27 protein-coding genes are annotated in these 26,506 nt (G+C 63.3%); 10 read left to right on the forward strand and 17 right to left on the reverse strand.

Going from position 1 to position 26,506, the window contains the following annotated elements; all coding sequences use genetic code 11:
• Window positions 1-29: 29 nt before the first annotated feature.
• Both ACIQH5_RS18190 and ACIQH5_RS18195 read right to left on the reverse strand, forming a co-directional pair.
• Window positions 30-290, reverse strand: coding sequence for a hypothetical protein (locus ACIQH5_RS18190; protein ID WP_400406060.1), 261 nt, complete (start codon window positions 288-290; stop codon window positions 30-32).
• A 49-nt stretch (window positions 291-339) separates the two neighbouring features.
• On the reverse strand, window positions 340-540 hold the full coding sequence (locus ACIQH5_RS18195; RefSeq protein ID WP_062071080.1) for a hypothetical protein: 201 nt from the start codon (window positions 538-540) through the stop codon (window positions 340-342).
• Window positions 541-827: 287 nt separating this feature from the next.
• Between ACIQH5_RS18195 and ACIQH5_RS18200 the strand changes: the two genes are divergently transcribed.
• A complete protein-coding gene (locus ACIQH5_RS18200) occupies window positions 828-1,643 on the forward strand; it encodes a putative protein N(5)-glutamine methyltransferase (protein WP_400406061.1) in 816 nt (271 codons plus the stop codon).
• 263 nt (window positions 1,644-1,906) lie between these two features.
• The gene (locus tag ACIQH5_RS18205) at window positions 1,907-3,541 is read left to right on the forward strand and encodes an MFS transporter (protein ID WP_400406063.1); all 1,635 of its coding nucleotides are present in this window, start codon (window positions 1,907-1,909) and stop codon (window positions 3,539-3,541) included.
• Between the two features lie 157 nt (window positions 3,542-3,698).
• Here ACIQH5_RS18205 and ACIQH5_RS18210 read toward each other — a convergent pair whose 3' ends face one another.
• The gene (locus ACIQH5_RS18210) at window positions 3,699-4,358 is read right to left on the reverse strand and encodes a TetR/AcrR family transcriptional regulator (RefSeq protein ID WP_091327179.1); all 660 of its coding nucleotides are present in this window, start codon (window positions 4,356-4,358) and stop codon (window positions 3,699-3,701) included.
• Window positions 4,359-4,411: 53 nt separating this feature from the next.
• Here ACIQH5_RS18210 and ACIQH5_RS18215 point away from each other — a divergent pair, with 53 nt between their 5' ends.
• A complete protein-coding gene (locus tag ACIQH5_RS18215) occupies window positions 4,412-4,891 on the forward strand; it encodes a VOC family protein (RefSeq protein WP_400406066.1) in 480 nt (159 codons plus the stop codon).
• Here the strand turns inward: ACIQH5_RS18215 and ACIQH5_RS18220 are convergent.
• Entirely contained in the window at window positions 4,854-6,269 is a 1,416-nt protein-coding gene (locus ACIQH5_RS18220; protein ID WP_400406068.1) for a PLP-dependent aminotransferase family protein, read from the reverse strand. The genes ACIQH5_RS18215 and ACIQH5_RS18220 overlap by 38 nt on opposite strands.
• On the opposite strand from ACIQH5_RS18220, the gene ACIQH5_RS18225 reads away from it, so the two are divergent.
• Together ACIQH5_RS18225 and ACIQH5_RS18230 are read left to right on the forward strand one after the other, a co-directional pair.
• Entirely contained in the window at window positions 6,268-7,188 is a 921-nt protein-coding gene (locus ACIQH5_RS18225) for a DMT family transporter (protein WP_400406070.1), read from the forward strand. The genes ACIQH5_RS18220 and ACIQH5_RS18225 overlap by 2 nt on opposite strands.
• Window positions 7,189-7,239: 51 nt before the next feature.
• Entirely contained in the window at window positions 7,240-7,659 is a 420-nt protein-coding gene (locus ACIQH5_RS18230) for a VOC family protein (protein WP_400406072.1), read from the forward strand.
• Between the two features lie 10 nt (window positions 7,660-7,669).
• On the opposite strand, the gene ACIQH5_RS18235 is transcribed toward ACIQH5_RS18230, so the two are convergent.
• Entirely contained in the window at window positions 7,670-8,680 is a 1,011-nt protein-coding gene (locus ACIQH5_RS18235; RefSeq protein WP_400406074.1) for an endonuclease/exonuclease/phosphatase family protein, read from the reverse strand.
• A 62-nt stretch (window positions 8,681-8,742) separates the two neighbouring features.
• Between ACIQH5_RS18235 and ACIQH5_RS18240 the strand changes: the two genes are divergently transcribed.
• Complete coding sequence (locus ACIQH5_RS18240) at window positions 8,743-9,426, forward strand: response regulator transcription factor (protein ID WP_400406076.1); 684 nt, start codon at window positions 8,743-8,745, stop codon at window positions 9,424-9,426.
• Between the two features lie 14 nt (window positions 9,427-9,440).
• Entirely contained in the window at window positions 9,441-10,808 is a 1,368-nt protein-coding gene (locus tag ACIQH5_RS18245; protein WP_400406078.1) for a sensor histidine kinase, read from the forward strand.
• Between the two features lie 27 nt (window positions 10,809-10,835).
• Here ACIQH5_RS18245 and ACIQH5_RS18250 read toward each other — a convergent pair whose 3' ends face one another.
• Both ACIQH5_RS18250 and ACIQH5_RS18255 read right to left on the reverse strand, forming a co-directional pair.
• On the reverse strand, window positions 10,836-11,357 hold the full coding sequence (locus ACIQH5_RS18250; protein ID WP_400406080.1) for a GNAT family N-acetyltransferase: 522 nt from the start codon (window positions 11,355-11,357) through the stop codon (window positions 10,836-10,838).
• Window positions 11,354-11,839, reverse strand: coding sequence for an SRPBCC family protein (locus ACIQH5_RS18255; RefSeq protein ID WP_400406083.1), 486 nt, complete (start codon window positions 11,837-11,839; stop codon window positions 11,354-11,356). Before ACIQH5_RS18255 ends, ACIQH5_RS18250 begins: the two co-directional genes overlap by 4 nt.
• 145 nt (window positions 11,840-11,984) lie before the next feature.
• Between ACIQH5_RS18255 and ACIQH5_RS18260 the strand changes: the two genes are divergently transcribed.
• On the forward strand, window positions 11,985-13,028 hold the full coding sequence (locus ACIQH5_RS18260) for an FUSC family protein (protein WP_400406126.1): 1,044 nt from the start codon (window positions 11,985-11,987) through the stop codon (window positions 13,026-13,028).
• Here the strand turns inward: ACIQH5_RS18260 and ACIQH5_RS18265 are convergent.
• The 3 genes from ACIQH5_RS18265 to ACIQH5_RS18275 form a co-directional block, all read right to left on the reverse strand.
• Window positions 13,021-13,452: a hypothetical protein gene (locus ACIQH5_RS18265; RefSeq protein WP_400406085.1), complete on the reverse strand. Its 432-nt coding sequence runs from the start codon at window positions 13,450-13,452 to the stop codon at window positions 13,021-13,023. The genes ACIQH5_RS18260 and ACIQH5_RS18265 overlap by 8 nt on opposite strands.
• 119 nt (window positions 13,453-13,571) lie before the next feature.
• Window positions 13,572-15,362: a sigma-70 family RNA polymerase sigma factor gene (locus ACIQH5_RS18270; protein WP_400406088.1), complete on the reverse strand. Its 1,791-nt coding sequence runs from the start codon at window positions 15,360-15,362 to the stop codon at window positions 13,572-13,574.
• Between the two features lie 178 nt (window positions 15,363-15,540).
• Window positions 15,541-16,320 carry an SDR family NAD(P)-dependent oxidoreductase gene (locus tag ACIQH5_RS18275; protein ID WP_400406091.1) on the reverse strand — a complete coding sequence of 260 codons (780 nt, stop codon included), beginning with the start codon at window positions 16,318-16,320 and terminating at the stop codon, window positions 15,541-15,543.
• Window positions 16,321-16,378: 58 nt separating this feature from the next.
• Between ACIQH5_RS18275 and ACIQH5_RS18280 the strand changes: the two genes are divergently transcribed.
• A complete protein-coding gene (locus ACIQH5_RS18280) occupies window positions 16,379-17,689 on the forward strand; it encodes a BNR-4 repeat-containing protein (RefSeq protein WP_400406093.1) in 1,311 nt (436 codons plus the stop codon).
• On the opposite strand, the gene ACIQH5_RS18285 is transcribed toward ACIQH5_RS18280, so the two are convergent.
• From ACIQH5_RS18285 to ACIQH5_RS18315, 7 genes are all read right to left on the reverse strand, one after another.
• On the reverse strand, window positions 17,686-18,444 hold the full coding sequence (locus tag ACIQH5_RS18285; RefSeq protein WP_400406096.1) for an NUDIX hydrolase: 759 nt from the start codon (window positions 18,442-18,444) through the stop codon (window positions 17,686-17,688). The genes ACIQH5_RS18280 and ACIQH5_RS18285 overlap by 4 nt on opposite strands.
• Complete coding sequence (locus ACIQH5_RS18290; RefSeq protein WP_400406099.1) at window positions 18,441-19,580, reverse strand: AAA family ATPase; 1,140 nt, start codon at window positions 19,578-19,580, stop codon at window positions 18,441-18,443. The genes ACIQH5_RS18285 and ACIQH5_RS18290 overlap by 4 nt, the downstream gene beginning before the upstream one ends.
• A gap of 1 nt (window position 19,581) precedes the next feature.
• Window positions 19,582-20,247 carry a nicotinamide riboside transporter PnuC gene (gene pnuC / locus ACIQH5_RS18295; protein WP_400406102.1) on the reverse strand — a complete coding sequence of 222 codons (666 nt, stop codon included), beginning with the start codon at window positions 20,245-20,247 and terminating at the stop codon, window positions 19,582-19,584.
• Window positions 20,248-20,385: 138 nt separating this feature from the next.
• A complete protein-coding gene (locus ACIQH5_RS18300) occupies window positions 20,386-22,227 on the reverse strand; it encodes an IucA/IucC family protein (protein ID WP_400406105.1) in 1,842 nt (613 codons plus the stop codon).
• Entirely contained in the window at window positions 22,224-22,814 is a 591-nt protein-coding gene (locus ACIQH5_RS18305; RefSeq protein ID WP_400406108.1) for a GNAT family N-acetyltransferase, read from the reverse strand. The genes ACIQH5_RS18300 and ACIQH5_RS18305 overlap by 4 nt, the downstream gene beginning before the upstream one ends.
• Entirely contained in the window at window positions 22,811-24,166 is a 1,356-nt protein-coding gene (locus ACIQH5_RS18310) for a lysine N(6)-hydroxylase/L-ornithine N(5)-oxygenase family protein (RefSeq protein ID WP_400406111.1), read from the reverse strand. Before ACIQH5_RS18310 ends, ACIQH5_RS18305 begins: the two co-directional genes overlap by 4 nt.
• On the reverse strand, window positions 24,163-25,725 hold the full coding sequence (locus ACIQH5_RS18315) for a pyridoxal phosphate-dependent decarboxylase family protein (protein ID WP_400406114.1): 1,563 nt from the start codon (window positions 25,723-25,725) through the stop codon (window positions 24,163-24,165). The genes ACIQH5_RS18310 and ACIQH5_RS18315 overlap by 4 nt, the downstream gene beginning before the upstream one ends.
• A 289-nt stretch (window positions 25,726-26,014) precedes the next feature.
• On the opposite strand from ACIQH5_RS18315, the gene ACIQH5_RS18320 reads away from it, so the two are divergent.
• Entirely contained in the window at window positions 26,015-26,386 is a 372-nt protein-coding gene (locus tag ACIQH5_RS18320; RefSeq protein WP_400406117.1) for a hypothetical protein, read from the forward strand.
• The last annotated feature ends 120 nt before the right edge of the window (window positions 26,387-26,506 follow it).

Genomic DNA, 26,506 nt, shown 5'->3' on the forward strand with positions numbered 1-26,506 from the left:
TGGTTCTGGCGGGGTTGGTTGAGGTGGCGCTAGGAGGAGTGCGGCATCTGCGGGCGGCTGGTCCTGTGGATCGCCGTCACAGCTGCTCCCTGGCCCATGCGGCCATGGGCTTGATCGCGTTCCTTCGGGTGGCGGCGTTTACCGTTCCCGTCCGGCCATTGCTTGCTCTGATCAGCGCCCAAGGCAACGGCGACAGTGGTTGGTTCGGGCATGGGCGCCATGTCCATGGACTCCACCAAGTGGCTTGCAACCTCAGGATTGATGCGGTCAGACTCGTGATTCGCAGTCATGATTTTCCCTTTCCAGTGTGCCTTTATTTCAGTGTGCCTCTCCGCAGGTTTACCAGCGGACTTTCTTCTCGGTCTTGGCCTGCTTGCCGCTGGCGGAGGTGGGCTTGTGCCCCTTGCCGGTGCTTTGCCAGCCGGCCGGAGCACCGCCCCCGGACTTGCTTGCCAGCATGGCCTTCTGGGCGTCGGTCAACTTGGACTTGATACCACCGGCGGCCGGGGTCTTTTTGTTTTCGGAAGGGTTGGCAGTCATATGTGGACTCCTAAAAGTGTGAGTCCTGAAGAGACACGTATCCCATGTCGTTGCGGTTCGGGAAAAAGGCGTCGAGAACGGGAACGGCACGGAGGCAGGGCCTCAACAGGCGTGGATTTTTGTCAGGTTAAACTCGGCTGTGCCGCGCGGGGCAAAGGCCGGTCTACTCAAAAATCAGTGTTCCCATGACTCATACCCTAGCCAAGTCCCGGCAGATTTGTGAACCCCTCACCTGCAGCATCTTCGAACCCGGATTCCAACCGCACCGGAAGTAGTCCTCGGATAGCATGGCAAACGTGACCCGGAGCGCATCCATCGCCACCACCCTGCGTGCCGCCGGCTGTGTTTTCGCGGAGGACGAAGCCCGGCTCCTCATCGACGCCGCCCGCCATCCGGACGAGCTCCGGCGCATGGTGGACCAACGCCGCCACGGACTTCCCTTGGAGCATATTGTGGGCTGGGCGGATTTCTGCGGGAAGCGCATGACCGTCAGCCCAGGGGTGTTCGTGCCCAGGCGTCGCACGGAGTTCCTGGTCCGCCAAGCGGCGATGATCGCCCAACCCGGAGCCGTCGTCGTGGACCTCTGCTGCGGTTCCGGAGCGATAGGTGCCGCGCTGAGCGATCATTTGGGGAGCTGTGAACTGCACGCCGCGGACATCCACCCCGCCGCAGTTCAGTGCGCGCGACGCAACGTTGAGCCCCGGGGCGGGCGGGTCCACCAAGGCGACCTCTATGACGCACTCCCCCTCGAACTCCGCGGAAGAGTGGACGTCCTGCTGGCAAACGCGCCGTATGTCCCTACGGAGTCCATTGGAATGATGCCGCCGGAGGCACGCCTCCACGAGCCGAAGGTAGCGCTCGACGGCGGTGCTGACGGTTTGGCGGTTCAGCGTCGGGTAGCGCTGGGGGCGGCTCGGTGGTTGGCGCCGGGTGGGTTCCTTATAGTCGAAACTTCGGGGCAACAGGCGCTGGCGACGGCAGGGATCCTGGACGAGGCGGGGCTGTCTGCGCAGGTGGTCTCGGACGAGGGATTGGATGCAACTGCGGTGGTGGCAGCCCGGGAGCCCTTACGGCCCGGGAACCGTTCATCCGTCAGCTTTTAGGCCCGATTCGCCCCTGTTACGTGGGCTCAGCTAAACAATTTGGTAACAACGTGCTTTGGAGGGCAAAAACGGGACCGGATCCGCATGACTGCGGGGCAAGAGCGGGCAATGAGATGCAACACAGCTAGGCAATTTGCACCCTCTTTAGGGCCAAAAATCGGATCTCAACTCGGGTTTTTGGTCCAAAACGCGTAAAATTGAAACCCTGCCCAGAGCGGGGCAGCAGAAGTCGCAAGCAAATGACCTCCCTAGGAGAAGCCCAAATGCCCACAGACCAAAGCAACACCGTCTCTCCGGATGGCGCAAGGAACGCCACCGGGACCCAGGTAATGGCAGGCCCCACCCCGGCCGCCACAAACGCAGCAAACGCAGTAAAGAACGCAACGAAGAAAACGAAGCTTCGCCCGAAGCGCCGGCTCAAAGAGTCCGACGTCAACGTGGTGAATAAGCCGATGCTGCGCAAAGCACTCGGCGGCACCATCGTCGGCAACACCATGGAATGGTACGACGTCGGTGTTTTCGGCTACCTCATCACCACCATGGGCCCTGTCTTCCTGCCGGAAGCAGACAAGTCCGTCCAAACACTCTTCCTTCTGGGCACCTTCGCCGCAACCTTCATCGCACGCCCCCTCGGTGGCGTCGTGTTCGGTTGGCTCGGCGACAAGGTTGGCCGCCAGAAGGTTCTCGCAGCAACACTGATGATCATGGCGGCAAGTACGTTCGCCGTCGGCCTCCTTCCCGGTTACGCGCAGATCGGCATCTGGGCCGCCGCGTTGCTGGTGATCCTGAAGCTCATCCAGGGCTTCTCCACCGGTGGCGAGTACGCCGGTGCCACAACCTTCGTCAGCGAGTACGCCCCGGACAAGCGCCGCGGCTACTTCGCCAGCTTCCTGGATATGGGCAGCTACATCGGCTTCGCCCTCGGCGCCGCCCTGGTTTCGGTCCTGCAGCTCACGCTCGGACAGGCAGCCATGGAGGAATGGGGTTGGAGGATTCCGTTCCTGATCGCTGGTCCGCTGGGCCTCATCGCGGTGTACTTCCGTAGCAAGATTGAGGAATCCCCCCAGTTCCAGGCAACCCTGGACGCCCAGGAAGCCTCTGCCAAGGATGCGGCATCGCAGGATGCTGCAGTGGCGAAGGGCCCGGTGGGCATCATCAAGGCCTACTGGCGCCAGATCGTGCTGGCCATGATCCTGGCAGCAGCTGCGAACACTGTTGGTTACGCCCTGACCTCCTACATGCCCACGTACCTCACGGATTCCAAGGGTTACGACCCCGTCCACGGCACCTTGCTGACCATCCCGGTCCTGGTGATCATGGCCGTATGCATCCCGCTGACGGGCAAGTTGTCCGACCGCATCGGACGCCGTCCGGTGCTGTGGGTTGGCGCAGGCAGCACCATCGTCTTCTCCATCCCGGCGTTCATGCTGATCGGTATCGGCGAGATCTGGTCCACACTGGCAGGCCTCGCATTGATCGCTTTCCCGGTAACGTTCTACATCGCCAACCTTGCCTCGGCCCTGCCGGCCTTGTTCCCGACGTCCAGCCGTTACGGCGGAATGGGCATCGCTTACAACTTCTCGGTGGCGATCTTCGGCGGAACCACGCCGTTCATCGTCCAGGGCCTCATCGAAGGCACGGGCGATGACATGATGCCGGCGTACTACCTGATGGCAACGTCCATTGTGGGCGCAATCGCCATCTACTTCCTGCGTGAATCCGCCCAGCGTCCGCTGCCGGGCTCCATGCCCAGCGTTGACACCCAGGCTGAAGCACGCGAGCTCGTAGCAACGCAGGACACCAACCCGCTCATCAACCTGGACGAGATGCCGTTCGACGGCCAGCCCATTGATGACGCCGTCTTCGGCAAAGGCGACAAGGACCTGACTCCCGCTTAGGAACTCACTGCCTGCAACTTCTGCACAGCGATTCAGTTAGTTCGCGGCAGCTTGCCGCCCACCGTAGCCACCAACCCCAAGGCGCTCTCCTTGGTGTTGGTGGCTACGGCTGTTAAGAGGCGCACGGCTGAAGGGCGTACGACGGCGGGTCCCCGGCTTATGCGGCGGGTCCCGGTCCGTTTGGGCTGGCAAAGTGCAGCCAGGTCCGGAGCAGCCATTCCTCCAGCTGGATCCGGTCCCAGCCGATGGCAGTCCTCATGAGGAGGTAGGCGTCGGCGGACGCCAGCAGCCCGGTGGTGTCTGCCACCCAAGCAACATCGACGTCGGCACTGATCAGCCCGTCGCGGGCAAGGCCCTCCCACATGCGGTGCGAGGCGGCGATGGTATCCCGCCGGGCGGCGTCGAAAGCGGCAGCAATCAGGGGCTCACTGGCCTCAGCTTCACGGGCGACGGCAAACAGCGGCCCGGTGCGGATCATGGTGTCAGCCACTCCTGCAGCGAATGCCCGGAGCCGGGATTCCAGTGACTCTCCAGCGGGCTGTTCGGCCGCTACTTCGCGCTGACCCGTTGATTCATGGTGACCCGCATCTACCGGGCCCCGGAACGTCTGGTCGACGACGCGTTTGAGTAACTCTGCTTTGCTGCTGAATCGCAGGAAGAGGGTCCGCTCGGCGCAGTCGGCTTCCTGTGCGATCTGGCTCATGGTGGTGGCGGCGTAGCCCTGGCGTTCGAAGAGGACCCGGGCTGCCGCGACGACTGCCCGTTCGGTCCTCCGGATTCTCGGGTCCACGCTGGAACTCTTGTCATCAACGCTCATGAAGTGCAGTATAGGTGCATTAATTCAGTCTTGCTGCATAAGGAGTGATTGAGATGACATCTGACATGGTTCCGCCGTCACTGGGGCTCCGCGGGGTGAAGCTCCCCGTGGTTGATCTCGAAGCAACACGGAGCTGGTATTCCTTGATTTTCGGGTGGGAGACCGTCATGGAATTCCCCGATGCCAGTGGTGTGGTCCAAGGGGCCGCGGGCCGCGTGCCCGGCCCAAACCCGGTGGGCTTGTCCTTCCGGGCCAACCCTGAGGCGGTCCCCCAGGAAGGGCTGGAGCTGGCCTTCGACATCGACACCCGCGCAGACCTCGAGGAGTGGTTGGATCACTTGGACCGCCACAACGTGCAGCACTCCCCCATCATTGATGCGACGGTGGCGTGGCTGGTGGTTTTCAAAGATCCCGACGGCCACGAAATCCATCTCATGACCCGCGAGAAGCATGGGATCGATCAAACCGGGCGGCCGGGCTACGGCCGGGTGAACGCTAGCTCTTCACCTGCCGCTGCACTGCCTCGCCAATGATCCGCGCGCCTTCCGGGAAACGGCCCGGGTTGGGGCCGGCGTAGTTGAGCCGGATATATGGTCCTTCCGGCTCCTCGGGGAACCATTCCGCACCCGCGGCGATGAGCACACCGGCCGCCTCGCAATCCTTGGTGAGCTGATCGACGTCGAACCCGTCCGGCATCCGCACCCACAAGTTCAGGCCGCCCTTGGGCAGGTGGCTGAGATGGGCCTGCGGAACGTGTTCGCTGAGGCTGGTGACCAGGAGATCGCGACGGGACTGCAGCTGATGGCTGAGGCCGCGAAGGTGAGTTTGCCACCCAGGCTGCGTGACGACGTCGAGCGCTGCCGCCTGTAGCACGCCGCTGACGTACATCGACTCGGCGGCTTGCGCACCCATAATGCGTTCACGCGCCGGGCCCCGGGCAATGATGGCTGCGATGCGGATGGACGGCGAAACGCTCTTGGTCAGGGAGCGGATGTAGACCACGTGGCCGGAATCGTCCTTGGCGGCCAGTGGCACGGAAGACGCGGTGATGCCGAAGTCGTGCGCCCAGTCGTCCTCCACAAGGAAAGCTCCGTGGCGTTGGACGATCCGCAGCACCTCCTCGCCGCGTTCCGCCGACCATTGCGCTCCCGTGGGATTGGCGAAGTTGGGCTGGGCGTAGAACAACCGAGCACCCGATTCTTCGAAGGCCCTGTCCAGCTCTTCCGGGTCCGGACCCTCCGGGCCGCTGGGGACAGGGATGATCTTCACGCCCGCCTGCCCCGCCGCCAGAAGCGCCCCCCAGTAACTGGGCGACTCCACCAGCAACGGCCGGCCATGGCCTACCAATCCGCGAAAAATCGAGCTGAGTCCGCTTTGGCTACCGGGAAGGACCACGACGTCGCTGGGCTGGGGAGGCGTGACGCCCACCGGCGTGGAGGTACTGAGTTCCTGCGCAAACCAGATCTGGAGCTCAGGAAGTCCCTGCGCGGGAGGCCGGGACAAGGCAGCGTCTCCCCTGGCAGCCCGAGTGAGAGCGGCGCGGACGAGTCGTTCGGGGAGCAGTTCGCGGTCCGGATACCCGGAGTGGAATGCGATGACATCATTGGGCGCGCTCCTCATAGCCCCGGAGTTCAGCGGGCGGGCGGTTTGGGCTGCCCGCAACGCCGCTGTTTGCCAGCCGTAGTCCGAGGGCCTCGCTGTGCGGTAAGCGCGCACAAAGGTCCCCACCCCTGGCCGGCTCTCGATGAGTCCCTGCGCCGTGAGAGTCCTCAAGGCTTTCTGCACTGTGACGGGGCTGGCTTGGTACTCGGCCACGAGTTGGCGGGTCGACGGCAGTTTGGCTCCGGGCGCAGCCCCCACGATCCACTCTTTTACTCGAGAGACGATTCGGGAACTGCTATCCTTATTCATGAATCACAATAGTAGCGCTACTACTCTTTCGCGGCCAGTGATATCCACTCGGACATCGACAGGTGTCTGGTGGGGCCTCCTTGGCGTCGTCGCTTTCTCCTTCACCGTTCCGCTCACACGGGTGGCCGTGGAGGGCATGTCTCCCCTGTTTATCGGAGCGGGCCGGGCCGTGGTGGCCGCCGTTCTTGCAGCATTGGCTCTGGCGTTCACGCGGCAACGATTACCACAGGGCGCTCAGTGGATTCGCCTGGCTGTGGTGGCAGGAGGAATCGTGGCAGGGTTCCCGCTGCTCACCACCTTTGCCCTGACAAGTACGTCAGCGAGCCACGGAGCCGTGGTGATCGCGCTACTGCCCGCAGCCACGGCCACCGCGGCAGTGATCAGGGGACGCGAACGCCCCCGCCCGCTGTTCTGGGTTCTGACGGTAGTGGGAGTGATCGCCGCCGTAGTGTTCGCCTTGGTGCAATCCGGCGGCTTTGGTTCGCTGCACTGGGCCGACCTTATGCTGCTCGGCGCCGTGGTTGCCGCCGCCATTGGTTACGCCGAAGGCGGCTTGCTGGCCCGGGAACTTGGTGCATGGCAAACCATCTCCTGGGCTCTAGTGGTGGCCTCCCCGGCCATGATCCTGCTGACCGTGGTCTCGCTCGGTTCGGGCATTCCTTCGGCTGCACCCCTCCAGTGGCTATCCTTCGCCTACCTGGGCGTGGTGAGTATGTTCCTCGGCTTCTTTGCCTGGTACCGCGGCCTGGCTATCGGACCCATGGCGCAGGTCAGCCAGATCCAACTCGTCCAACCGGTCATGAGCATCGCCTGGGCCGGCCTGCTGTTGGGTGAGTCGATGACATGGACCACCATTGTGGGCGGCCTCGCAGTGATACTGTGCGCCGGTGCGGCTGTCCGTGTCAGGCTCAGGAAGTAGGAATCACGAGCTCAGCGAGCGCAGCCTGCCGGGACCTCGTAAAATCGGCGCATGCGTGAGAGTGCTGCAGAAAATGCCGGCCCAGTGGGTTCCATCCACCATCTTGAGATCTGGGTGCCGTTCCTTGAACGGGCAAGGGAAGAGTGGGGGTGGCTGCTGGGCCAGCTCGGTTATGAGCCCTTCCAGGAGTGGCCCACAGGGTGCAGTTGGAAGCTCGATGGCACGTACGTGGTGGTGGAGCAGACTGATGCCACCACCGCCACAACCCACCGGCGCACTGATCCCGGGGTGAACCATATAGCTTTCCACGCCGGCACCCGGGAGAACGTGGACCGGATCCGGGCTCTTGGCGCGGACGCGGGGTGGTACGAGATGTTCGAGTCCAAATATCCGCATGCGGGCGGTCCAGACCACTACGCGGCGTACCTGCTCAACACGGACAGCTATGAGGTGGAGTTGGTGGCGGGGTAGCTCGGGCGGGCTAGCTTGGGCGGGTTGGCCCAGGCTGTAGCCGTGCCATGGTTGCAAGGTGGTCCGTCCCTGGGGAGGAGATCACGGATGCTCCGGTCATGGTGAACCCGCGGAACAAAATGTGGTCCGGCCTCGTAGCGGGAAGGCCTGCCGGCCAGGTGAATCCGAAACCGGACCGGGCGTCGTCGAGCATTGCCAGCATTGGGGCCAAGGCGCGGTCAGTGGTGGCCGTATTGAAGTCCCCCACCACCAGCATGCGTGGCGAAGGATCCTCTTCCACTATGCGAGTGAGCTTCGCAAGCCCGTTGTTCCTGCTGCTGACGTCACCGGGTCGAACAGAGGGCAAATGGACTGCGTAGAGCTGGACGGGGCCGTCGGGCGAATCCACCTGCACGCTGAGAGCGCGCGGCCAGCCCAACCCCAATGCGAGGGGCTCACCTTGGCTCAGCGGGTACCGGCTCCATACCCCAACGGTTCCTGCAGTTAGCCGATGCCCGTACGTACCGTCCAGCACGGGAGAAATCCTTTCCAGAGCCGGCCCGGTGAGCTCCTGCAGGACCACGACGTCGGCACCTGACTCCACCAGCTTTTCGACGGCCGCGCCGGGGTCAGGATTTCCTGCACGGAGGTTTTGGGTAGCGACGGTCCATCCACCGGCCGTCCCCTCCTCGGTGGTGTCCGCACCCGAAGCGGTGGCATCTCCCGGCACCAGGACCGGCAGGAAAACGATGCACCAGGCAATGAGGGCGGCCGCCGCTGGGATGGCGCCGAACCAGGCTTTGGACAGCAACGCCACCATCAGCAGCGCCGCCGTGATCACCCCGATCCAGGGCAGGAAGCTTTCGATGACCAGCGCCATCCCGTGATCTTCCGGAACCAGTCTGTGGCCGAAAAGCAGCGCTGTGAATGCTCCCGCGAAGGCCCCTGCAACCCAGTCCCTTGCTCGTGGACGCCGCCGCCGGGCCTCAAGCAGCCCCCGTTGGGTGGCCGTTGCATAGGTGGTTCCGGTGTCCTTATCCATAGCCCCATGGTTCAGAAAGGAACTTAAAGGATTCTGAAGCCGTGCGAACTATGCTGGTGGCCATGACGGAGCCCATAACAGTCCTGGTCGTCGACGATGATCCGGAAATCAGGAGCTCCCTGCAGTCCTTGCTTGAAGCTGCCGGCTACGTGGTGGAATCGGCCGCTGACGGCCGGGAGGCGCTCGAACGGGTAGCGGCGACGTCCCCGGACCTGCTGGTGGCGGACGTTCTCATGCCGGTGATGGACGGACTCGTCCTCTGCCGGATGCTCCGGGCCGCCGGTAACGCGGTTCCCATCCTGTTGCTCACGGCCCGCAGTGACGTGGCCGACTGCGTTGCAGGTTTGGACGCAGGAGCGGATGACTATCTTTCCAAACCTTTTGACCCCCATGAGTTGCTGGCGCGGTTGCGGGCCATGGCACGCCGGACGGCCCACCTTCCGCAGCGCCCCACCGGGTATCACGGTTTGGAACTGGTACCGGAGGCTCATGCAGTGAGGCAGAACGGGCGGTGGATTGACTTGAGCAGCACCGAATACGCCCTCCTTTGCGTGCTGGCGGAAAACCCGGAGCAGGCACTCAGCCGCGGCCAGATCAGTGACGCGGTATGGGGATATGCCATGACCCCAGCGTCCAACTCACTGGAGGTTTACGTCAGCTACTTGCGCCGGAAACTCGAAGCTGAGGGTGAACCACGGCTCATCCAGACAGTGCGCGGGGTGGGCTACCGGCTGGCAGCATCGTGACGCTGAGATTGCGAATGACACTGGTGATCGCGGCCGCCATCACCCTCACCGTGATGGTGTTCGCGGTACTGCTTTACGCCCTGGCAGGGCACGAGCTGCGCACCAACGAGGATCTGTCCCTGAGGCGTGAGTCGGATCGCATCATTCAACTGATCCAGACCGACCCGAACTGGCAGGGCTTTTCACAGTGCACGTGGGTCCGGTCGCCGGCATGCGCCCAGACCGTGGCACCAACGCCCGCTGAAGATCCGGACGCAGGCGCCGGGCCGGCTTTGCCCATTACCCCGCAGATGCGCGAGGTGGCCTCAGGAGTGAGTGTTGCCTTCTTCACGGAAGCGACCATCGGCGAAGATCCCATCCGCGTGTATGTCAGGCCGCTGCCGAACCAGAGGGCATTAGTGGTTGGTGTCAGGGACGACAGGGTGCTGGCGTCCTTTGAGCGTCTCGGATGGCTGCTGGCGGCCACCGTCCTGGGCGCCCTGGTAGTTGCAGCAGGCACTGCCTACGTGGCCGCCAGGCGCGGACTCCGACCCGTCGATCGGCTGACCGCCGTAGCAGAGGGTATCGCCCAAACAGGCGACACCCACATCAGGATCCCTCCAAGCAGCACAACCGAGATCAACAGGCTCGGCATCGCCTTCAACACGATGCTCGGTGAACTGGAGCAATCCCGCCGCCAGCAGGAACAACTGATTGCCGATGCTTCCCACGAGCTGCGGACTCCCCTGACATCACTGCGGACCAACGCTGCCATGCTCAAAAATCCCGACCTGGAGCAAAGGAGTAAGGAACGCATCACGGGGGCCTTGGAGCATGAACTGATGGGGATGCAGTCCCTTGTTGAAGACCTGATCGACCTGGCCCGCCATGACCAGGCCCCGTCCTTCGTGGAGGACATGGACCTCAATGAACTTGTTCTCCATTGCATGGAGAACGCCCAACGGCGCTACCCCGGAATCGAGTGGTACTGGGAAGGAACCCGGGACCACATTCTAGTGACGGGGGAACGTGCCAGGCTGGCCCGTGCGATCGCGAACTTACTGGATAACGCCGGCAAATTTACACCCGAGGCTGGCGAATTTACGCCCGAACCCGGCAAATTTACATCCGAACCAGGCCAGGTCAGGCTGGCGCTCACCGTATCCGAAGGCAGCGTCACTCTGGATGTGCGGGATACGGGCCCGGGCATCCCCGCGCAGGATCTGGCCCATGTTTTTGACAGGTTCTACCGTTCAACCAACGCACGGAGTGTGGCCGGGTCAGGCCTGGGGCTCGCAGTGGTGCACAACATCGCCATGGCCCACCACGGCACAGCAAGAGCGCATCCGAGTCCCAACGGGGCGCACCTCAGCTTCACCCTTCCGCTGGCTCACGGTGTCTAAGCCCCGGAGGGCCGTGGGGCTACCTGGCTATGAGGGGTCCGGCGGAACAACGGGGCGCCACATGGCTACGCGCGGCCAGCGCGTCAAGCCCAACTCAGCCTCGTGCTCCATCAGATGGGTTAAACCGGGACCCCAGGATCCGGCGTCGAGCACTTCGAAACCCAGGCGCCGATAATACGGAGCGTTCCACGGCACATCCCTGAAAGTGCTGAGGGTCTGCCGCTGCATGCCATGGCCCCTTACCCACACCCGTGCGGCATGCAACAGTTCCCGGCCCAGGCCCTGATGAGCTTGATCCGGATGGACGCTGACCTGCTCCACGTGGCCGTCCCCGTCAACGATGTCCGCCAACAAATACGCCACCGGGTAGTCGAGCCCGTCCACGGACACCCACGCCCGACCGGCTGCGGCATAGCCGTTCAACTCTTCAACGGAGAGTGGCTCGTCGTCCGCGATGGAATCCATTCCCAAAGCCCTGAAAGCCTCGCCCGCGGCACGCTCGATCTCCTGCAGAACCAGGAGATCGTCCGCATGCGCGAGCCTGATCATCGCCGGGAGTCCGGGCTTGCCGGGGTTTCCGTGGGAGGGGTGGTGGCCACGAGGAACCCGTTGCGCTTCTCAATAAGGTTCTGCAGGTACCGTGCCAGGATCAGCTTCTCCACCAGCCGTCCCAGCGGGCCGAACGGCGCCGCGAATTCGATGGTATCCACCATCAAGGTCCCGCTGCCGTCGGGCCGGAACTCGTGCGTGTGGCGGAGGTACTTGAAAGGGCCCTTCACCTGCTCATCAGAGAACGACGTCGGCGCCTCCATCCGCGTGATGCGGCTGGTCATGCGGAACCGGACTCCGAGGTGCCACGCCTGCCAGGTGACAGTTTCACCTTCGGAGATCAGTCCGGTGGTGACGCCGCCGATCGCTTTCTCGCGGCTCTGCGTCATGGACCCCACGTGGGCATCGATGTTGCGGGAAAGATCGAACAGCTCCTGCGGCGACATGGTGGAGCGGGTGCGGCAAACGAAGGCGACGGGCATACCTAGATCTTCCCAGACCTTCCCTGTTCCGCGCGCCAGAGTCTGCTACGGGTTGTGACCGGGCTTATGGCGGCCCGGGCGGGGATGCTGATAATTTTCAAAGACAACCCTGACTGATTGGTGGTGTTCCCCCGTGCCCGCACTGATGGTCCACGCCCGCGAACTCCACCGGCTGGGCCCTGCGAACAACGATCGCCTCTCTGCAGTGCGCGTAGCCCTGAGCGTTGCAGTACCGGGGCTGTTCCTGATTCTCATCGGCCGCCCGGACCTCATGATGTACGCCGTGTTCGGTGCGCTGACCGGAATGTACGGACGGAACGAAACTCACCAAGTCAGGCTCAAGCACCAGGCCCAGGCTGCCCTGTTCCTGGTGGGTGGGCTGACTATCGGGGTGTTCCTTTCCGTCAACCACATCCACTCATGGTGGTTGGTGCTGGTGGCAACGGTGTTTGCCGGCGTCGGATCCTTGTATGCGGATGCTGTCCGCCTCAAACCCATCGGACCGTTCTTCGGCATTCTCGCCTTGGGCGCCTGCGCCTCCGTGCCCACCAATGTTCCGTTCACGACGGCGGTGCTCATCGGAACCGCGTCCGCCGCCTTTTCCATGCTGGTGGGCTTTTCGGGCTGGCTTCGGCGACGCACCTGGGTGGCTGGTGCGGCGCGCGAGGTTCCTGTGTTGCGCGGCCCGCTTCAACAGTCGGCCTTGGTTCATGCGGCCCGCTACTCGCTCGCCGTGGGTGCCGCCGGGGTCATCGGAGTCCTGAGCGGCAGCGGCCACCCGCACTGGGCCATGGCCGCAGCTGCCGTGCCCCTCGCAGGAGCCGACCTCCCCAGCCGCGTCCACCGCGGTATCCACCGCATTGTGGGGACGTTCCTCGGTTTGGGGATAGTCGCCGTCGTGCTTTTTCCCGGTCCGCTATCGCCGCTTCAGTACTTCCCGGGCCAAACCGCAGTGGTACTCGCTGTGCTGGTGGTGCTGTGCCAGTTCCCCACCGAGCTGTTCATGGCACGGCACTACGGGTGGGCCATGGTGTTCTTCACGCCGGTCATCCTGCTGATCGCGCAACTGGCCGCACCCATGGATCCCGGGGTGCTGGTGATGGAGCGTGCCATTGAGACGTTGGTGGGAGCCGTGGTGGGCATCGCGGTGGCCGTGCTGGTGAGGTCCCCGCGAGGACGGGTCAGTTAGTTACCACCAGAATGTTCGGGTGGATTTTCGTCAAGCCGCTCGACTCCAGCTCCTTGGTGTCATAGCCGTCCGAAACCAGCACCGCAGATTTCTGGTCGGGGCCACCAATCCTCAACAGCTCTCCCTGGATGGAATCGCTACAGCCACTATGCGAGAAATACGCGTCGGCGGATTCTACGATCAGGCATGTCGGCCGGTGTTCCTTGCCTTCTCCCAAGTAGTACTTTTTCCCGTTGGCCTCCGCCACCAGAAGGACCTTTTCCAGCTCAACTTCGCCCGTGGTCAGCCCTTCGGGGGCCTTGTCTGCCTCCGTCGCCTCCCGTTGCAACGCCTCCAAGCCGGAGTAGCCGGTACCCGAGCAGCCGCTCAGCAGCAGTCCCCCCGCCACCATCGCCACCGCGAATGTCAAGGATCCGTTCTTCATAGCACTGCCCCCTCAGGCTCGAATGAAGTGTCATAGTAACCCGGTCCATGGTGTGGGGCGTGGTCAAGTTACGGGCGAGCTACGGGCCAAGCTCCTGGCCATGCCAGGGGAACCTGACACTAGAAGGTGTTGGAGAAGGAAACCTTCTCAATCCCTGTGCCGCTGAATGAATAGTCCAGGGTGGCCGCTTCCGCTTCGTCCTGCTTGGACACGCCGAGCAGGAACGTCAAGCCATCGGGGTCCACAGCGGTGCTGGTGCAGCGGAATTGCGTGGTGACAGCGTCTTCCTTTGAACACGTCCAGCCCGTCGGTTCATCGAGCTTGCCCGGGATCATGTCCGTACCTGCGGAAATCGTGAAGACCACCTCGGCCGAGGCGGGCGCAACCGTCTGGTCCTTGAGGCGGAACGTGACAGTGACGTTGGTATCCGACGCCGTTGTCCCCTCCTCGGCGGTAAACGTTGCCGTCACTGCCGGTGCCGGAGCCGGCGTTTCGCTCGGGTCAGGACTGGGAGCGGGACTCCCAGGAGTGCTTACGGTGGTGCTCGGGGCAGGCGTTGGGGAAAGTGATGGGGTGGGCTGCGGCGCTGGCAGGGGCGGCGGTGCCGAAGGTCCCGTATCTCCCGTAGGTGCAATGGTCGGCAGCGGCTGGGAGGTCGGCGGTAAGGGTTTCCCCGGGTAGGGCAACGGGTTGGGCAAGAGACCCGGTTCAGGTTTCTTGCCCGGCGGGTAGGGGACGAAGACGGGCTTCTCAGGGTTCACCTTGGATGGATCGCTGAGATCCGGAAACAGCGGATACTCCTGTGAAATGTCCTCGGCGACCGGCGGGGTCAACTGCGGCGTGGTGGGCTGCCCCGCGGTTGGTGATCCGCCTGCAGTGGGACCCGAAGTGTCCGATCCCGCAACTCCCAGCGCCATGGCGGCACTCGCTGCGACCGCTGCCACCGCTATGACACCGGCGCCCACTTTCCATCCGAGGGAGACTCCTTTGGGTGCCGTCCCGTGGATAACCGTGTTGCCCGGACCGGCACCTGGACCTGCCCCTGCGCCAGGACCCGCACCGGCACCCGCCCCTGCGCCTGCGAGCGCCGGGAAGGCCGAGCTGAACGCTACCCCAGCCACCAGTGGGAAGACCCATGCACGCATGGCGGATTGAACGTCACTAAGGTCCAGCAGCAGGGCGGTGCATTGAGGGCAGCCCTCCAGGTGTTCCTGCACCCGCCCTTGGCTGCGTCTGCTTAGTCCGCCCCGGGAGTAGGCGCCCAGCTGCGTTGAGTATCCTCCGCAGTCCTTCCCTGCTGACGAACTGATGTGGTTCTGGAGGTACGCCTGGCGGAGGCGCTCCCGCGCCCGGAGGGCGAGGGCGGACACTCCATTGGGCGTCAGACCTAGAAGCGGTGACACTGCGGCGGGCTTCATTTCCTCGATGTCCACGTACCAAAGGACTTCCTGCCAACGTTCCGGAAGGGAGCGGAATGCCTGGGCCACTGCCGTCGATTCAAACTTCGCGACCGCAGGATCATCGTGGGCGTCCACGGTGTCCAAGATGTAGGACTCGGAGGTGGGGCTGGTACGGGTGGCGTCCCGGTTCATGCGGTGGGCTACACGCCGGACCGCTGTCAGAAGGTACGCACGGAAGAAGGTGTCGGGCCCCTTCCCTGCGGCCAGGGCCTGATAAATGGAGGTAAATGCGTCTGCCACAACATCGTCAACGTCAGCAAAGTTGTCCAGTTGCGCTGCTGCCACTGCTCGGGCGCTGGAACGATGCCGCGCAAAGAGCGTTTCGAAGGCAGATGTGTCGCCTGAGCGGACCAGCAGGACCAGTTGTGCGTCGCTGTCCTCGACGGCGACCGTACCGCCGTCGTGCTTTCCCTGCTGCCCGGCGCCCTCCGTTGGAGCTGCTTCGTCCATGCACTACCCGCTTCGGACACGGCCTGGTTCGCGGGAAAACAAGACCCTTTAGCGGGGCCTTGCTTGCGGGGCCACGCTGCTGTAGCCCCAGTGCGGCAGCCGTGCCCGGCGCCACACTCCAGCAACAGCCTAAGGCCCCCGCACCATCAAGAGAACAGCAAAAGAACAGTTTTATGGCTTAGGGCTCGAGCGGCCGGCGCGGTGGGCCGGACGTGAGTTTGGCTGGGAGGATGCGGGCGAAGAAGCTGACCACTTTGTACCGACGAGTCGGGATGGAGACTGCCTTGCCTTTGGCGTTGTCCTCCAGCCCTTCGCGCACTACGCGATCGGCGGTCAGCCAAAGGAAGCGCGGAGCAACGGATTTATCCATGCCCATGCGATCGTGGAATTCGGTATGCGTGAAACCGGGGCACACCGCGGTCACCTGCACTCCGGATGCCGCGTAGGCTGTGTTGGCCCACCGGCTGAAGGTCACCTGCCACGCTTTGGCCGCCGAGTAGCTGCCCCTGTTGGCGAACGCTGCCACGCTGGCTACGTTGATGATCCGGCCTTTCCCGCGGGCCAGCATGACGTCAAGGGCCGCGTGGCACAGCTCCATGGGGGTTTGGACGTGGAGCCGCAAGTGCCGGCGTTCTTCGCCCAGGTCATTCTGTTCGAACGACTTCAACAGTCCGATTCCGGCATTGTTGACCAGGACATCCACGGGCCGTGCCGCATCCCGCAAGCGGTCCGCAACGGCTGCGACCCCGACGTCGGTGGTCAAGTCCGCTGAAAGGACCTCCGCCGAGATGCTGAAGTCGCGTTCAAGCTCCTCGGCGGTTTGTTTCAAGCGTTGTTCATCGCGGGCTACTAACACGAGGTGGTGTCCGGCTTCGGCAAGTTGGCGGGCGAATTCCGCACCGAGCCCGGCGGTGGCCCCGGTTACCAAGGCGGTGAGTTCGTTGGCTCGAGTGGTCATGCGCCTAGACTAGTACCCACGCAGGAATTGAAACGATGCAAAGCCCCAAAGGATTCCCATGGTCACCCGAGCCTCATCCCTTCATGATCCAGTTGTCGTCAACAACAACGGGGCCTGGTGCTGGTTCCAGGACGAGCGCGCACTGATCGACCTCGCCACCAACACACTCCTGGTGGGCTCGGTGGCCGCCCCCGAAGGTCCAGGTGGCGCGGAACGCGGCGGCAACATAGAGGTCACAGCAGTGAACCTTGCCACCGGCCAGAGCCAAGTCCACGTCCTCCACGAACGGTTGGAGGCCGATGACCACAATGCCCCTGCACTCCTGATCCGGCCCGACGGACACTATGTTGCGATGTACGCCAAGCACAAGACGGACAATTACTCCCGATGGCGCGTCTCCACCCGGCCGCACGACCCCTCCGGGTGGGAGCCCGAGCAGCACTTCGATTGGACGGAGCTCGCCGACGGCCGCGGGGCCACCTACTCCAACCTTCACGCATTGAGTGCCGAAGGCCGGGTCTACAATTTTGTCCGCGCCATCAACGACGACCCCACCCTCATGATCTCCGAGGACCACGGCACCACGTGGAGCTACGGTGGCAAACTCTTCACCCGCCCCAAAATCGGCTACGTCAACGGCTACACCCGCTACGTCAGCAACGGCACGGACCGGATCCACCTCATCACCACGGACCACCACCCACGCGACTTCAACAACAGCGTTTACCACGGCTACCTACAGGACGACGCCCTCCACGACGCAGAGGGCAACGTGGTCAGCAAGCCGGTCATCGGCTCCCCGGGCATCAACCAAACGGCCCTGACCACCATCTTCGAAGCAGGAACAACGCTCGACGGGGACGTCCTCACCCACGGTTGGACCACCGACCTCCGCCAACAGGGCAGCGAGCTGGCTGCGATCCTCAGCTGCCGGGCCAACGACGTGAATGGTCCGCTGCAGCGGGAGCAGAGGCTCGACGTCGACGATCACCGCCTGCTGTACGCGCGCTTTGACGGCATCCAATGGAAGCTGCACCCGCTCGCCGTCGCCGGCCCTGGCCTGCTGCCGCACGAGCAGGACTACACCGGGTTGGGGGCCGTGGACCCGAACAATCTGGACCTCGTTTACCTTTCCACACCCGTAGATCCGCGAACTGGTGCAACCACTCCGCACTACGAGATCTACCGGGGCGTGACTGCCGATTCCGGCGACAGCTGGACGTGGGAGGCCATTACCGAGGGGTCGGCCGTGGACAACCTCCGGCCCATGGTGATTCCCGGCGATCCCTCGGTTCACGCAGTGTGCTGGTTCCGGGGATCAATGAGCGCGTCGCAGAGCTACTCCACAGAGATAGTGCTGCTCCTCTAACGCCCGGGGCTGGTGGCCGGCTTGGCCAGGGGCGGGTGAATGTGCCGGTCAGTGGCAGCGAATAGCGCCGCCGGGGCGCCACCGGTAGCCACCCTCGACTTCCGTCCCGTGTCGGTCAGGTGGGGCATCATCTTCCGGGTGAAGTTTCCGGCAGGCAGGGTGGTGTCCCACACGGCGTCGTAGACGGTGCGAAGCTGCGTCAGCGTGAACTCGTTCGGCAGCAGGCGGGCGGCGACGGTGCTGTATTCCATCTTGCCGGCCAATCGCTCCAAACCGTCCTGCAGAATCTTATGGTGATCGAAGGCCAGATCGCTGCTGCGCAGAATGTGATGGACGGGGTACCACGCAGCAGCTGCGGCATCCGATCCCGCGGCAATCCCAGGCAGGACCTTCCCATCAGTTGCGAGCAAGGCCAGGTGGGCAACGGAGACCACGCGCATCCGGGGGTCCCTCTCCGGGCTGGTGTACGTGGCCAACTGCTCCACGTGCACCGGAAGGCTCCCAAGGTCCAGACCCGTCTCCTCAGCGAGCTCCCGCACTGCTGCTTGTTCGGCGGACTCCTCAGGCCCCACGAAACCACCGGGCAGGGCCAGCGCATCCTTGAACGGATGCCCTCCCCGGCGCACCATCGCGACGCTCAACGCACCATCGGTGACCGCAAAGACCACCAGATCCACTGTGAGGGCCACCGCAGGGTAATCCCCGGGGTCATAGCTTTCGAGGAACTCCTTCGCGGACTGTGAATCCGCCGTCATGCCAGTGCCCCTTCCAGAACCGATGGGGCCAGAACGGATGGGGCCAGAACGGTCCGGCTTGCCCACGGAGGTGAAGTGAATCCGCTCCGCTGGGCAAGAATGAGGTCAATCGTCTCGACGGCAGTCTTTACACGCCGATCATGGTCACCTGTGACCAAAATCCAGGAATGCCCCTCGTCGGTCAGGGTTTCTTTGAACCACTCGGTCATTTCTGCCCGCCGGTGCTCGCCTTCACGCCACCCGTCGTCTTCAAAGGCCACGCCCTCGTGATCGGTGATCAAGTAGAGATCCCTGCGGGGCAGGACGTCTGCCGCATGGAAGGAGCCAAAGCTTCCTTCGCCGAGGTAGTACCGCTCCCACAGCGTGGTGGCCAGGGCATCGGTGTCTGCTATCACCAACGGGCAGGCATCCGCTGCCGCGTTTTCCATCGCGTTCTGCCGTGCGCCAATCAAACTGAAGTCTTCGGCGGTCCAGACCATGTCCTCTATACCGGCGTCGGGCGTCTCCACGCGGAGGCGGTGGAACTTCTCGTAGGTGAACTGACGGCCATACTCGGGGACGTCGGCAATCCGGGGGAACCTCGGCCGGTAATGCTCGGTCAGCGCGTTGGCCAAGGTGGTGGTGCCTGTTGATTCGGCACCGACCACAATGATCCGGGTTGCCAGGTCCTGGCGGGCGGGAGCGATGACCGATGGCCACGAGGCACCGAGGTCCTCACGGCACATGGTGCCGCTGATCGGATAGGCCCGCCGGGACGGGTCCACCAGCACGTGCTCTGCCCCGAAGGCCTCGGCGAGCCGGGCACCGTATTTTTCGGAGCTGAACACAGCATCGATGGACGTCACACCATGGCTCTTCAGTGCCAGGCGCATCAGCTCGTTCTGCGCCTTCCAGATTTCGTCCGAATGGTAATCCTCGGGGCAGTCGTTACGCATTCCGATGATTTCCACTCCGGCGACGTCGTTGAATTCAGCGGCCAGCCACGTGACCCGCTCCTCCACAGTGATGGACTCAAAACGACTGCCGAGGACCAGGACGGCGACCTTCCCGGACTGCGCCGCGGCGGTGTTCACCAAGTGTGCGTGGCCTGCGTGCGGCGGGTAGAACTTGCCGATGACCATGGCTTGCTTGTACACGTCAGGCTCCTGTCTTGATGGTCGCGGGGATGGCCGGCGTTGCAGCGATTCGTGTTCGCTTCCAGTCGATAAGCCCGTAGATGCAGAGGGCCAGGAATCCGAGGTAAAGGATGGCGGTCAACGCCAGTCCGCGGCTGAAGTAGAGCGGGATGGAGACCACATCGATGAAAATCCACACGTACCAGTGCTGGAAGATCTTCTTGGCCTGCCCGTAGGTGGCCACCAGGGATGCGGTCAGCACGAAGGCGTCCGGCCACGGAACCTGGGAATCAGTTCCGTGGGTGAGGACCATCGCCACGACTGCAGTGCCGGCTGCCGTGGCCCCGAGGCCGAGGATCAGCTCAGTGCGGCTGGCATCGCGGATGGGGAGGTCGTTCCGGCTCCCGGTGCCGGCAGTGCCGCGGATCCAGTTGTACCAACCATAGACAGCGACGGCGGCGAAAATGACCTGCAGGGCGGTTTCACCGTAAAGACCGGCTCCCAGGAACAGGATAGTGAACGCGATGTTGTTCAGGATTCCGATGGGCCAGTTCCACAGCTTCTGCTTCGCGACTCCGTAGACACAGGCGGCGCCGGTGACGAAACCAATGATTTCGATCCAGCTCACCGGAGCGCCGAAGAGGTTGGGGATTGCCGCGGAGTTCATCCAGTCGAGCAGTGCCATCATCGTCATCCTTCAGTTCATTATTATCAACCTGACAATAAGTACCCTAGCAGGGTTATCGTCAGTCTGACAATAACTAGAAGAATGCAGCAAGGACCGCAGGAGGTTCTCATCCTCCTGCGGTCCCTGAGGAGACGCTGCCTAGGCGAACCTGGCCAACGGGTTGGCCAGGCGGCCCGCCATTTGTAGCCCGCCGGAGGGATCCGAGATGTCCAACATCTGCTGATTGTTCCGGAGCTGGAGGCGGTTGAGGCAGGACAACTCAAAGTCCGGCGCAAACAGATCGTGCATGGCGAACTGGTCCGCGAGCTCCGGATGGCGCTGCTGGTACTCGCGCAGTACGGAAGCAGCGGTTCCCCAGAACTCGTCTTCGCGCAAGGTCCCATCCTCCACAAGGATGGCGCCGAGGAAGCGGAAGATGCAGTCGAACACGTCCGTGAAGATGGCCAGGACCATTTCCTCAGCGGGGATCTCGGCCTTGACCCGGGAGACTTCCTCCGGCAGTTCCAGCCGGTCCCCCATGACCACGATTTCCTCGGCGATGTCCTTCATGATCGCGCGGACAGGCACGCCGTCTTCGAGGATCAGGATCACGTTTTCGCCGTGCGGCATAAAGGCGAGCTCGTACTCGTAAAGGCAGTGCACCAGCGGCACGAGGTAGGCCTCGAAGTAGCGTCGCAGCCACTCGGTGGGTGCCAGGCCTGAGCGCGCAATCAGGGCGGAAACCACGGATTTGCCGGCGCCATCAACGTGCAGCAACGACGCCATGGTGGCCAACTGCTGCCCGTCCTTGAGCAACGGCAGTGGGCTTTCCCTCCACAGGGCCGAGAGCATCTTGCGGTAAGGGGAACCCTTGGCCGAAGCAGCCTCGTAGTAGTGGTTGTGGTACCCGATGGCCGCGGTTTCACGGATCATGGCCAGGCCCCGGTTCTGGAGCTCCTGGTCATTGCCGATCAGTTCCTGCAACCAATCGTTGATGGCAGGTGTGGCCTTCATGTACTGCGGAGACAAGCCACGCATGAATCCCATGTTCAGCACGGACATGGCCGTCTTCACGTACGCCTTCTCCGGGTGGTCCGTGTTGAAGAACGTACGGATGGACTGCTGCGCCTGATAGGAATCTTCGCCCGTCCCAAGGTTCACGATGTGGCGCTGGGCGATTTCTGCCGCAAACGTCACTGTCAGCTTGTTGTCCCACTGCCATGGGTGGACCGGCATAAGGAGGTATTCCTCAGGATCCAGGCCGGACGCGGAAAGCTCCGCGTTGAACCAGGCAAGAGTTGCCGGCCCGAGTTCAGCCTCGAAGTGTGTCCTGTAATCCAGCCCTGCGCTGGAGGTGAACACAGCCTTGCCGCGGTGTACGGCGATCCACTGCAGCTTCACGGTGGCACCGGTTTCCGGCGCGAACGCGTGGTAGTCCGCAATCCCGAATCCAAGCCGGCCATTGTTGGCCACGAAACAAGGGTGGCCCTCGGTCATGCTGTGCTCAATGGCCTGGAAGTCGGCGGCCCGGTCAGTCCCGCCCGTGATGCCCGCTGCCAATTCGGCCGAGCTGAACGGCTTGCCCTGCTTGTACGCATGGCTCGCCAGCGTGCTGCTGATCTCCTCTAGATACACGGGCAGCATTTCCTGGCGGATGGCCAGCGCCTCGTGGAATTCGGCAATGAAGTCCAGTGCGTCAAGCGGCAGTTCACCGCCGTCGCGGAGGCGCACGATGGAATCCGCGGCAACGGACCAGTGATCGAGCTGCAAAACGCGGGCGCGGAAGCGGTACTCAATGGCGTCGTCGTCGCTCACTACCTTATAGAGCCCCACTCCGGCGCCCTCTTCCCGGATCAGCTCCGGGACCAAGATGCGCTCGTGAGAGAACTCGGCGATCGCCTTCCGGACGAGGTGCCGGTTGGCGTTCGCCCAGCGCTCCGGGGTCAGGTGGGACACGGAATCGACAGCCGCAGTGGTCACGGAATCGGCGGTGGTGGTCACAGGGATTCTCCTCTGGTGGCCGCGGCAGGAGCGGTCAAAATCAGGGTCAGGGTGGCGAGGAAATCCTCGCGCGTGCAGAAGCTCAGCAGCCCCTGCTTGTGGTCTTCGGCGGGGTCGACGGCGGGAAGGGTCACCACGCCGTGAGGCCGGAAGCCCACTTTTTCGTTCAAGACATGAATCTTGTGGTTGCGGGCGTCAGGTTCCACTACCACCCGCCGGGTTGCGGGGTCGGCGAACAGCTCGGCCATCACGGACTGCATGACGCTGGTGGTAAAACCGGGCTGGGGATCGCCGGCGGGCGGTGACACCAGAAGGTGCATGCCAACATCACCTTCTTGGACCTCGTAGACGTCCGCTAACGGCGAGGACTCCGGCCGGTACCGCTCCATCAGGAAGGCGGGGGCGCCGTCGTCGAGCCCCAAAAACGCTTGGTGGTGCCCCGATTCGGCAATCTTCGAGTATTCCTCCACAACATCCTGTTCGGTGGCCGAAACCATGCCCCAGAACCGCGCATACTCTTGGCTGACCCAGCTGTGGAGGACAGGTGCGTCCGCCACGGGGTCGACGGGCCGGAACGTGAAGCTCATACGGTAACTCCTGCGGGTTCGGGGGCTGCAACAGCTTCTGCAGCAGGCACGGTTGCGGGCGCGCCGAACTGCTGGAACGCGATGCTGCGCTCGATCGGGTAGACCTCGCGGCCGGTGATTTCGCGCAGGATGCAGGAGTTGCGGTAGGCGGCCATGCCCAGGTCCGGGGTGACGAAACCGTGCGTGTGCAGCTCGGCGTTCTGGACGAAGATTTCGCCGGGTTCCACTCCGGTCCCATAGTTGCGCTCGACGTCGAAACGGCCCTTGGCGTCGCGGCGGATGCGGTCCTGGATGCCCGCCAGGAAGGCAGGCTCCTTGTAGGTGTAGCCGGTGGCGAGGACCACGGCTTCAGACTCCAGGGTGTAGTCGCGCCCATGCTCTTCGTGGTGAAGCTGGAGCATGTGGGTACCCGAGGCGGCGTCCCACTCTGCGGCAGTGAGTGAGGAGTGCGTGTGCAGCTGGGTGTCCACCATGCCGGAGAGGCTCTTGGTGTACAGGAGATCGTAGATGTCGTCGATCAGGTCCGAGTTGATGCCCTTGTACAGGTTCTTCTGGCTCTTGATCAACGAATCGCGCTGCTCGCCAGGGAGTGAATGGAAGTAGTCCACGTACTCCGGCGAAGTCATCTCGAGGGTGAGCTTGGTGTACTCGAGCGGGAAGAAACGGCCAGATCGCGTGACCCAGTTGAGCTGGTAGCCGTACACATCAATTTCCTGAAGCAACTCGTAGTACAGCTCCGCAGCGCTCTGGCCACTGCCCACGATGGTGATGCTGCGCTTGGACTGCAGCTCACTCTTCCTCGACAGGTAATCGGCGTTGTGGAGGACAAGTCCTCCGGCGTCCACAATTCCTGCACAGGAGTCTGGAACATACGGCGAGGTGCCGGTGCCCAGGACCAGCTTGCGGGCGCGAAGCACCTCAGCCCCCTCCGGACCTTGCACCGAAAGCCGGTACACGCCGTCGTCGTACGTCACATCAAGCACATCCGTGCTAAAACGAACCGACTCAAGCTGGCCGGCCACCCACTGGCAGTACTGGTTGTACTCGGCGCGCAACGGGTAGAAGTTCTCGCGGATATAGAAACGGTAGAGGCGGCCCGTCTGCTTCAGGAAGTTCAGGAAGGAAAACGGCGACGTCGGATCGGCGAGCGTCACGAGGTCCGCCATGAACGGAACCTGCAGGTGCGCCGGCTCCAGCATCATGCCAGGGTGCCAGTCGAAGGATTCGCGCCGATCCAGGAACACGCAGTCGAGGTTCTCCACGGGCTCGCTCAAAGCGGCCAGGCCCAGGTTGAAAGGCCCGACGCCGATGCCTGCGACGTCGTAGATCTTGCCGTTGTCCTGGGTGCTCATGCTGCAGCCTCCGTAGTGTTCGCCAGCAGCTCGCTGCCCGTCCGGCGGATAAGTTCGATGATTTCCTGAATGTCCCTCAAGCTCGCCTCGGCGTTGAGGAGGGTGAATTTGAGGTAGTGGCGGCCAGCCACCTTGGTGCCGGCAACCACGGCCTCGCCGGAAGCGAAGATCGCTGCGCGGATGGCGGGGTTGAGGGCGTCGGCAGCGTCGTCGTCGAGGGCTGCACCGTCCACCATCGGGCGGTAGCGGAACACCAAAGTGCTCAACTGCGGTGCGGCGGCGAGCTCGAATTCGGCGTCCTCAGCCAGCAAGGTCCCTACCCGCGCGGCGAGGTCGATCGCTTCGTCGAAGAGTGCACCGATTGCGTCGGCTCCCATGATCCGCAAGGTCAGCCACAGTTTCAGGGCATCGAAGCGGCGGGTGGTCTGAATGCTCTTGTCCACCTGGTTGGGGATCTCGGCTTTCGCGGCGCTTTCCGGGTTCAGATAGTCCGCGTAGTAGGTGACATGGCCCATCATGGAGCCGTTGCGGACCAGGACTGCGCTGGAGCTGACCGGCTGGAAGAAAGTCTTATGGAAGTCCACGGTGACAGAATCCGCCAGGTGAATGCCATTGAGGAGGTGCCGGTGTCGGCCGGACACGATGAGGCCGCCACCATAGGCGCCGTCAACGTGGAGCCAGGAATCGTAGGCGCGAACCAATGCGGCCATCTCCGAGAGCGGGTCAACCGAACCGAAGTCCGTGGTCCCGGCAGTGGCTACAACCGCCATGGGCACCAGCCCGGCGTCGTGCGCTTCCGCCAAAGCAGCCGCGAGGGCGGTGGGGTCCATGCGGTGGTCTTCAGTGGTGGGCACTGCAATGACGGCGTCGAAGCCCAGGCCCAGCATGGATGCCGACTTCTGAATGCTGAAGTGGCTGTCCACGGACGTGAAAATCCGGAGCCGGTCCAGCAGGTGCGGCAGGCGGGCGTCCCCATTCGTCGCCCGCAGCTTGGCCACCGCGTGATTGCGGGCAATCAGCAGCGCCTGGAAGTTGGACTGGCTGCCGCCGGAGGTGAACACGCCGTCAGCGTCCGCTTCGAAACCGATGCGCTCCGCGGTCCAATCGATGAGGCGGCGCTCGATCATGGTTGCACCCGCGCTCTGATCCCAGGTGTCCATGGACGAGTTCACGGCCGAGAGCACGGCTTCGCCTACCAGCGCGGGGATGACCACCGGGCAGTTCAGGTGTGCGGCGTAGCGGGAATCGTGGAAGTAGATGGCGTCCTTGAGGTAGAGCTCGTCCAGCTCTTCCAGGGCAGCGGCCGTGTCCGGCAGCGGACGCTCAAGGTCCACGGCACCAACTTTGGCTTTCAGTTCTGCATGCCCGACGCCGGTAAACGGCTGGGAGGTCCGTTGGACCTTGGTGGAGACCGCGTTGACCCCCTGAAGGACCTGGGCGACGTAACTGGGTGAATTTCGTGCGTTGAACAGCTGGTTTGTGGCAGCGAGGGCCAGTTCCACTTTGGAGCCAAAATCCTGCTCCTGAGCGATCCGCTCTTCGACACTAGGTGACGTCACGTCAGCTTCCTTCCATTGCGTTGGGGGCGCTTGTTAGCAAAGGCAAGCCTTACTTAGGTAAGCCTTTCCGTCAAACTTTTGTGACCTATTTCGCTTGGAACGCGGTTTCTCGTGGTTCTACCGCCGGGTACTGCGTCATTGACTTTTCTTCCAGCTGTTTTGAGTGCAAAATATGGCACTCTTTTCGGCCAAGGAATTGTTCATAGATGCCATCGGCCGACACCGCAGCTCGTCTCGGGCAGGGAGTAGAGTGCAAGGACTACAAGGCAGCCAGCGGTTGGGGGACCCCATGAAAGACCACGTGCACGAGCGCATCGGTTTCCGCGAAATCGACGAACACGGCAACGCAGTACCTGCGGTCAGCCCTCATGTGCCCGAGCAGCCGGACCCGGCGCGCAGGCGTATTGCGGTCAACCCGTTCATCGTCGCGCTGTGGGTGCTGGATGCGGGGCTCGCGATTTTCGGGTTTTGGGCCTTGAGCGAAGCGGCGGCTGGGATGGCCGGACCAACCCAGTTCAACACCTCAGCCCAGCTGAGCTTTATGTTGATGTCCTATACGCCGTACGTACTTCTGGGCAGCCTGCTGCTGACGGCTGCCCTGCTGTTCTGGCACGCAGTGCAGTGGCAGAAGAAGCGGCCCTCGCCAACAAACGCGGCCTAACGGCAACCCAACTGGGTCGCAGTTGAGGTCGTTCTCAGCGGGCGGTTTCTAGCGGTTATCGCAACAGGAAGGTTCTGATCATCTCATTGGGGGTGCAGAAGTCGAATCGTTGGCGGGGTC

This window comes from Paenarthrobacter sp. NPDC091711, from assembly GCF_044756605.1.
GTDB lineage: Bacteria > Actinomycetota > Actinomycetes > Actinomycetales > Micrococcaceae > Arthrobacter.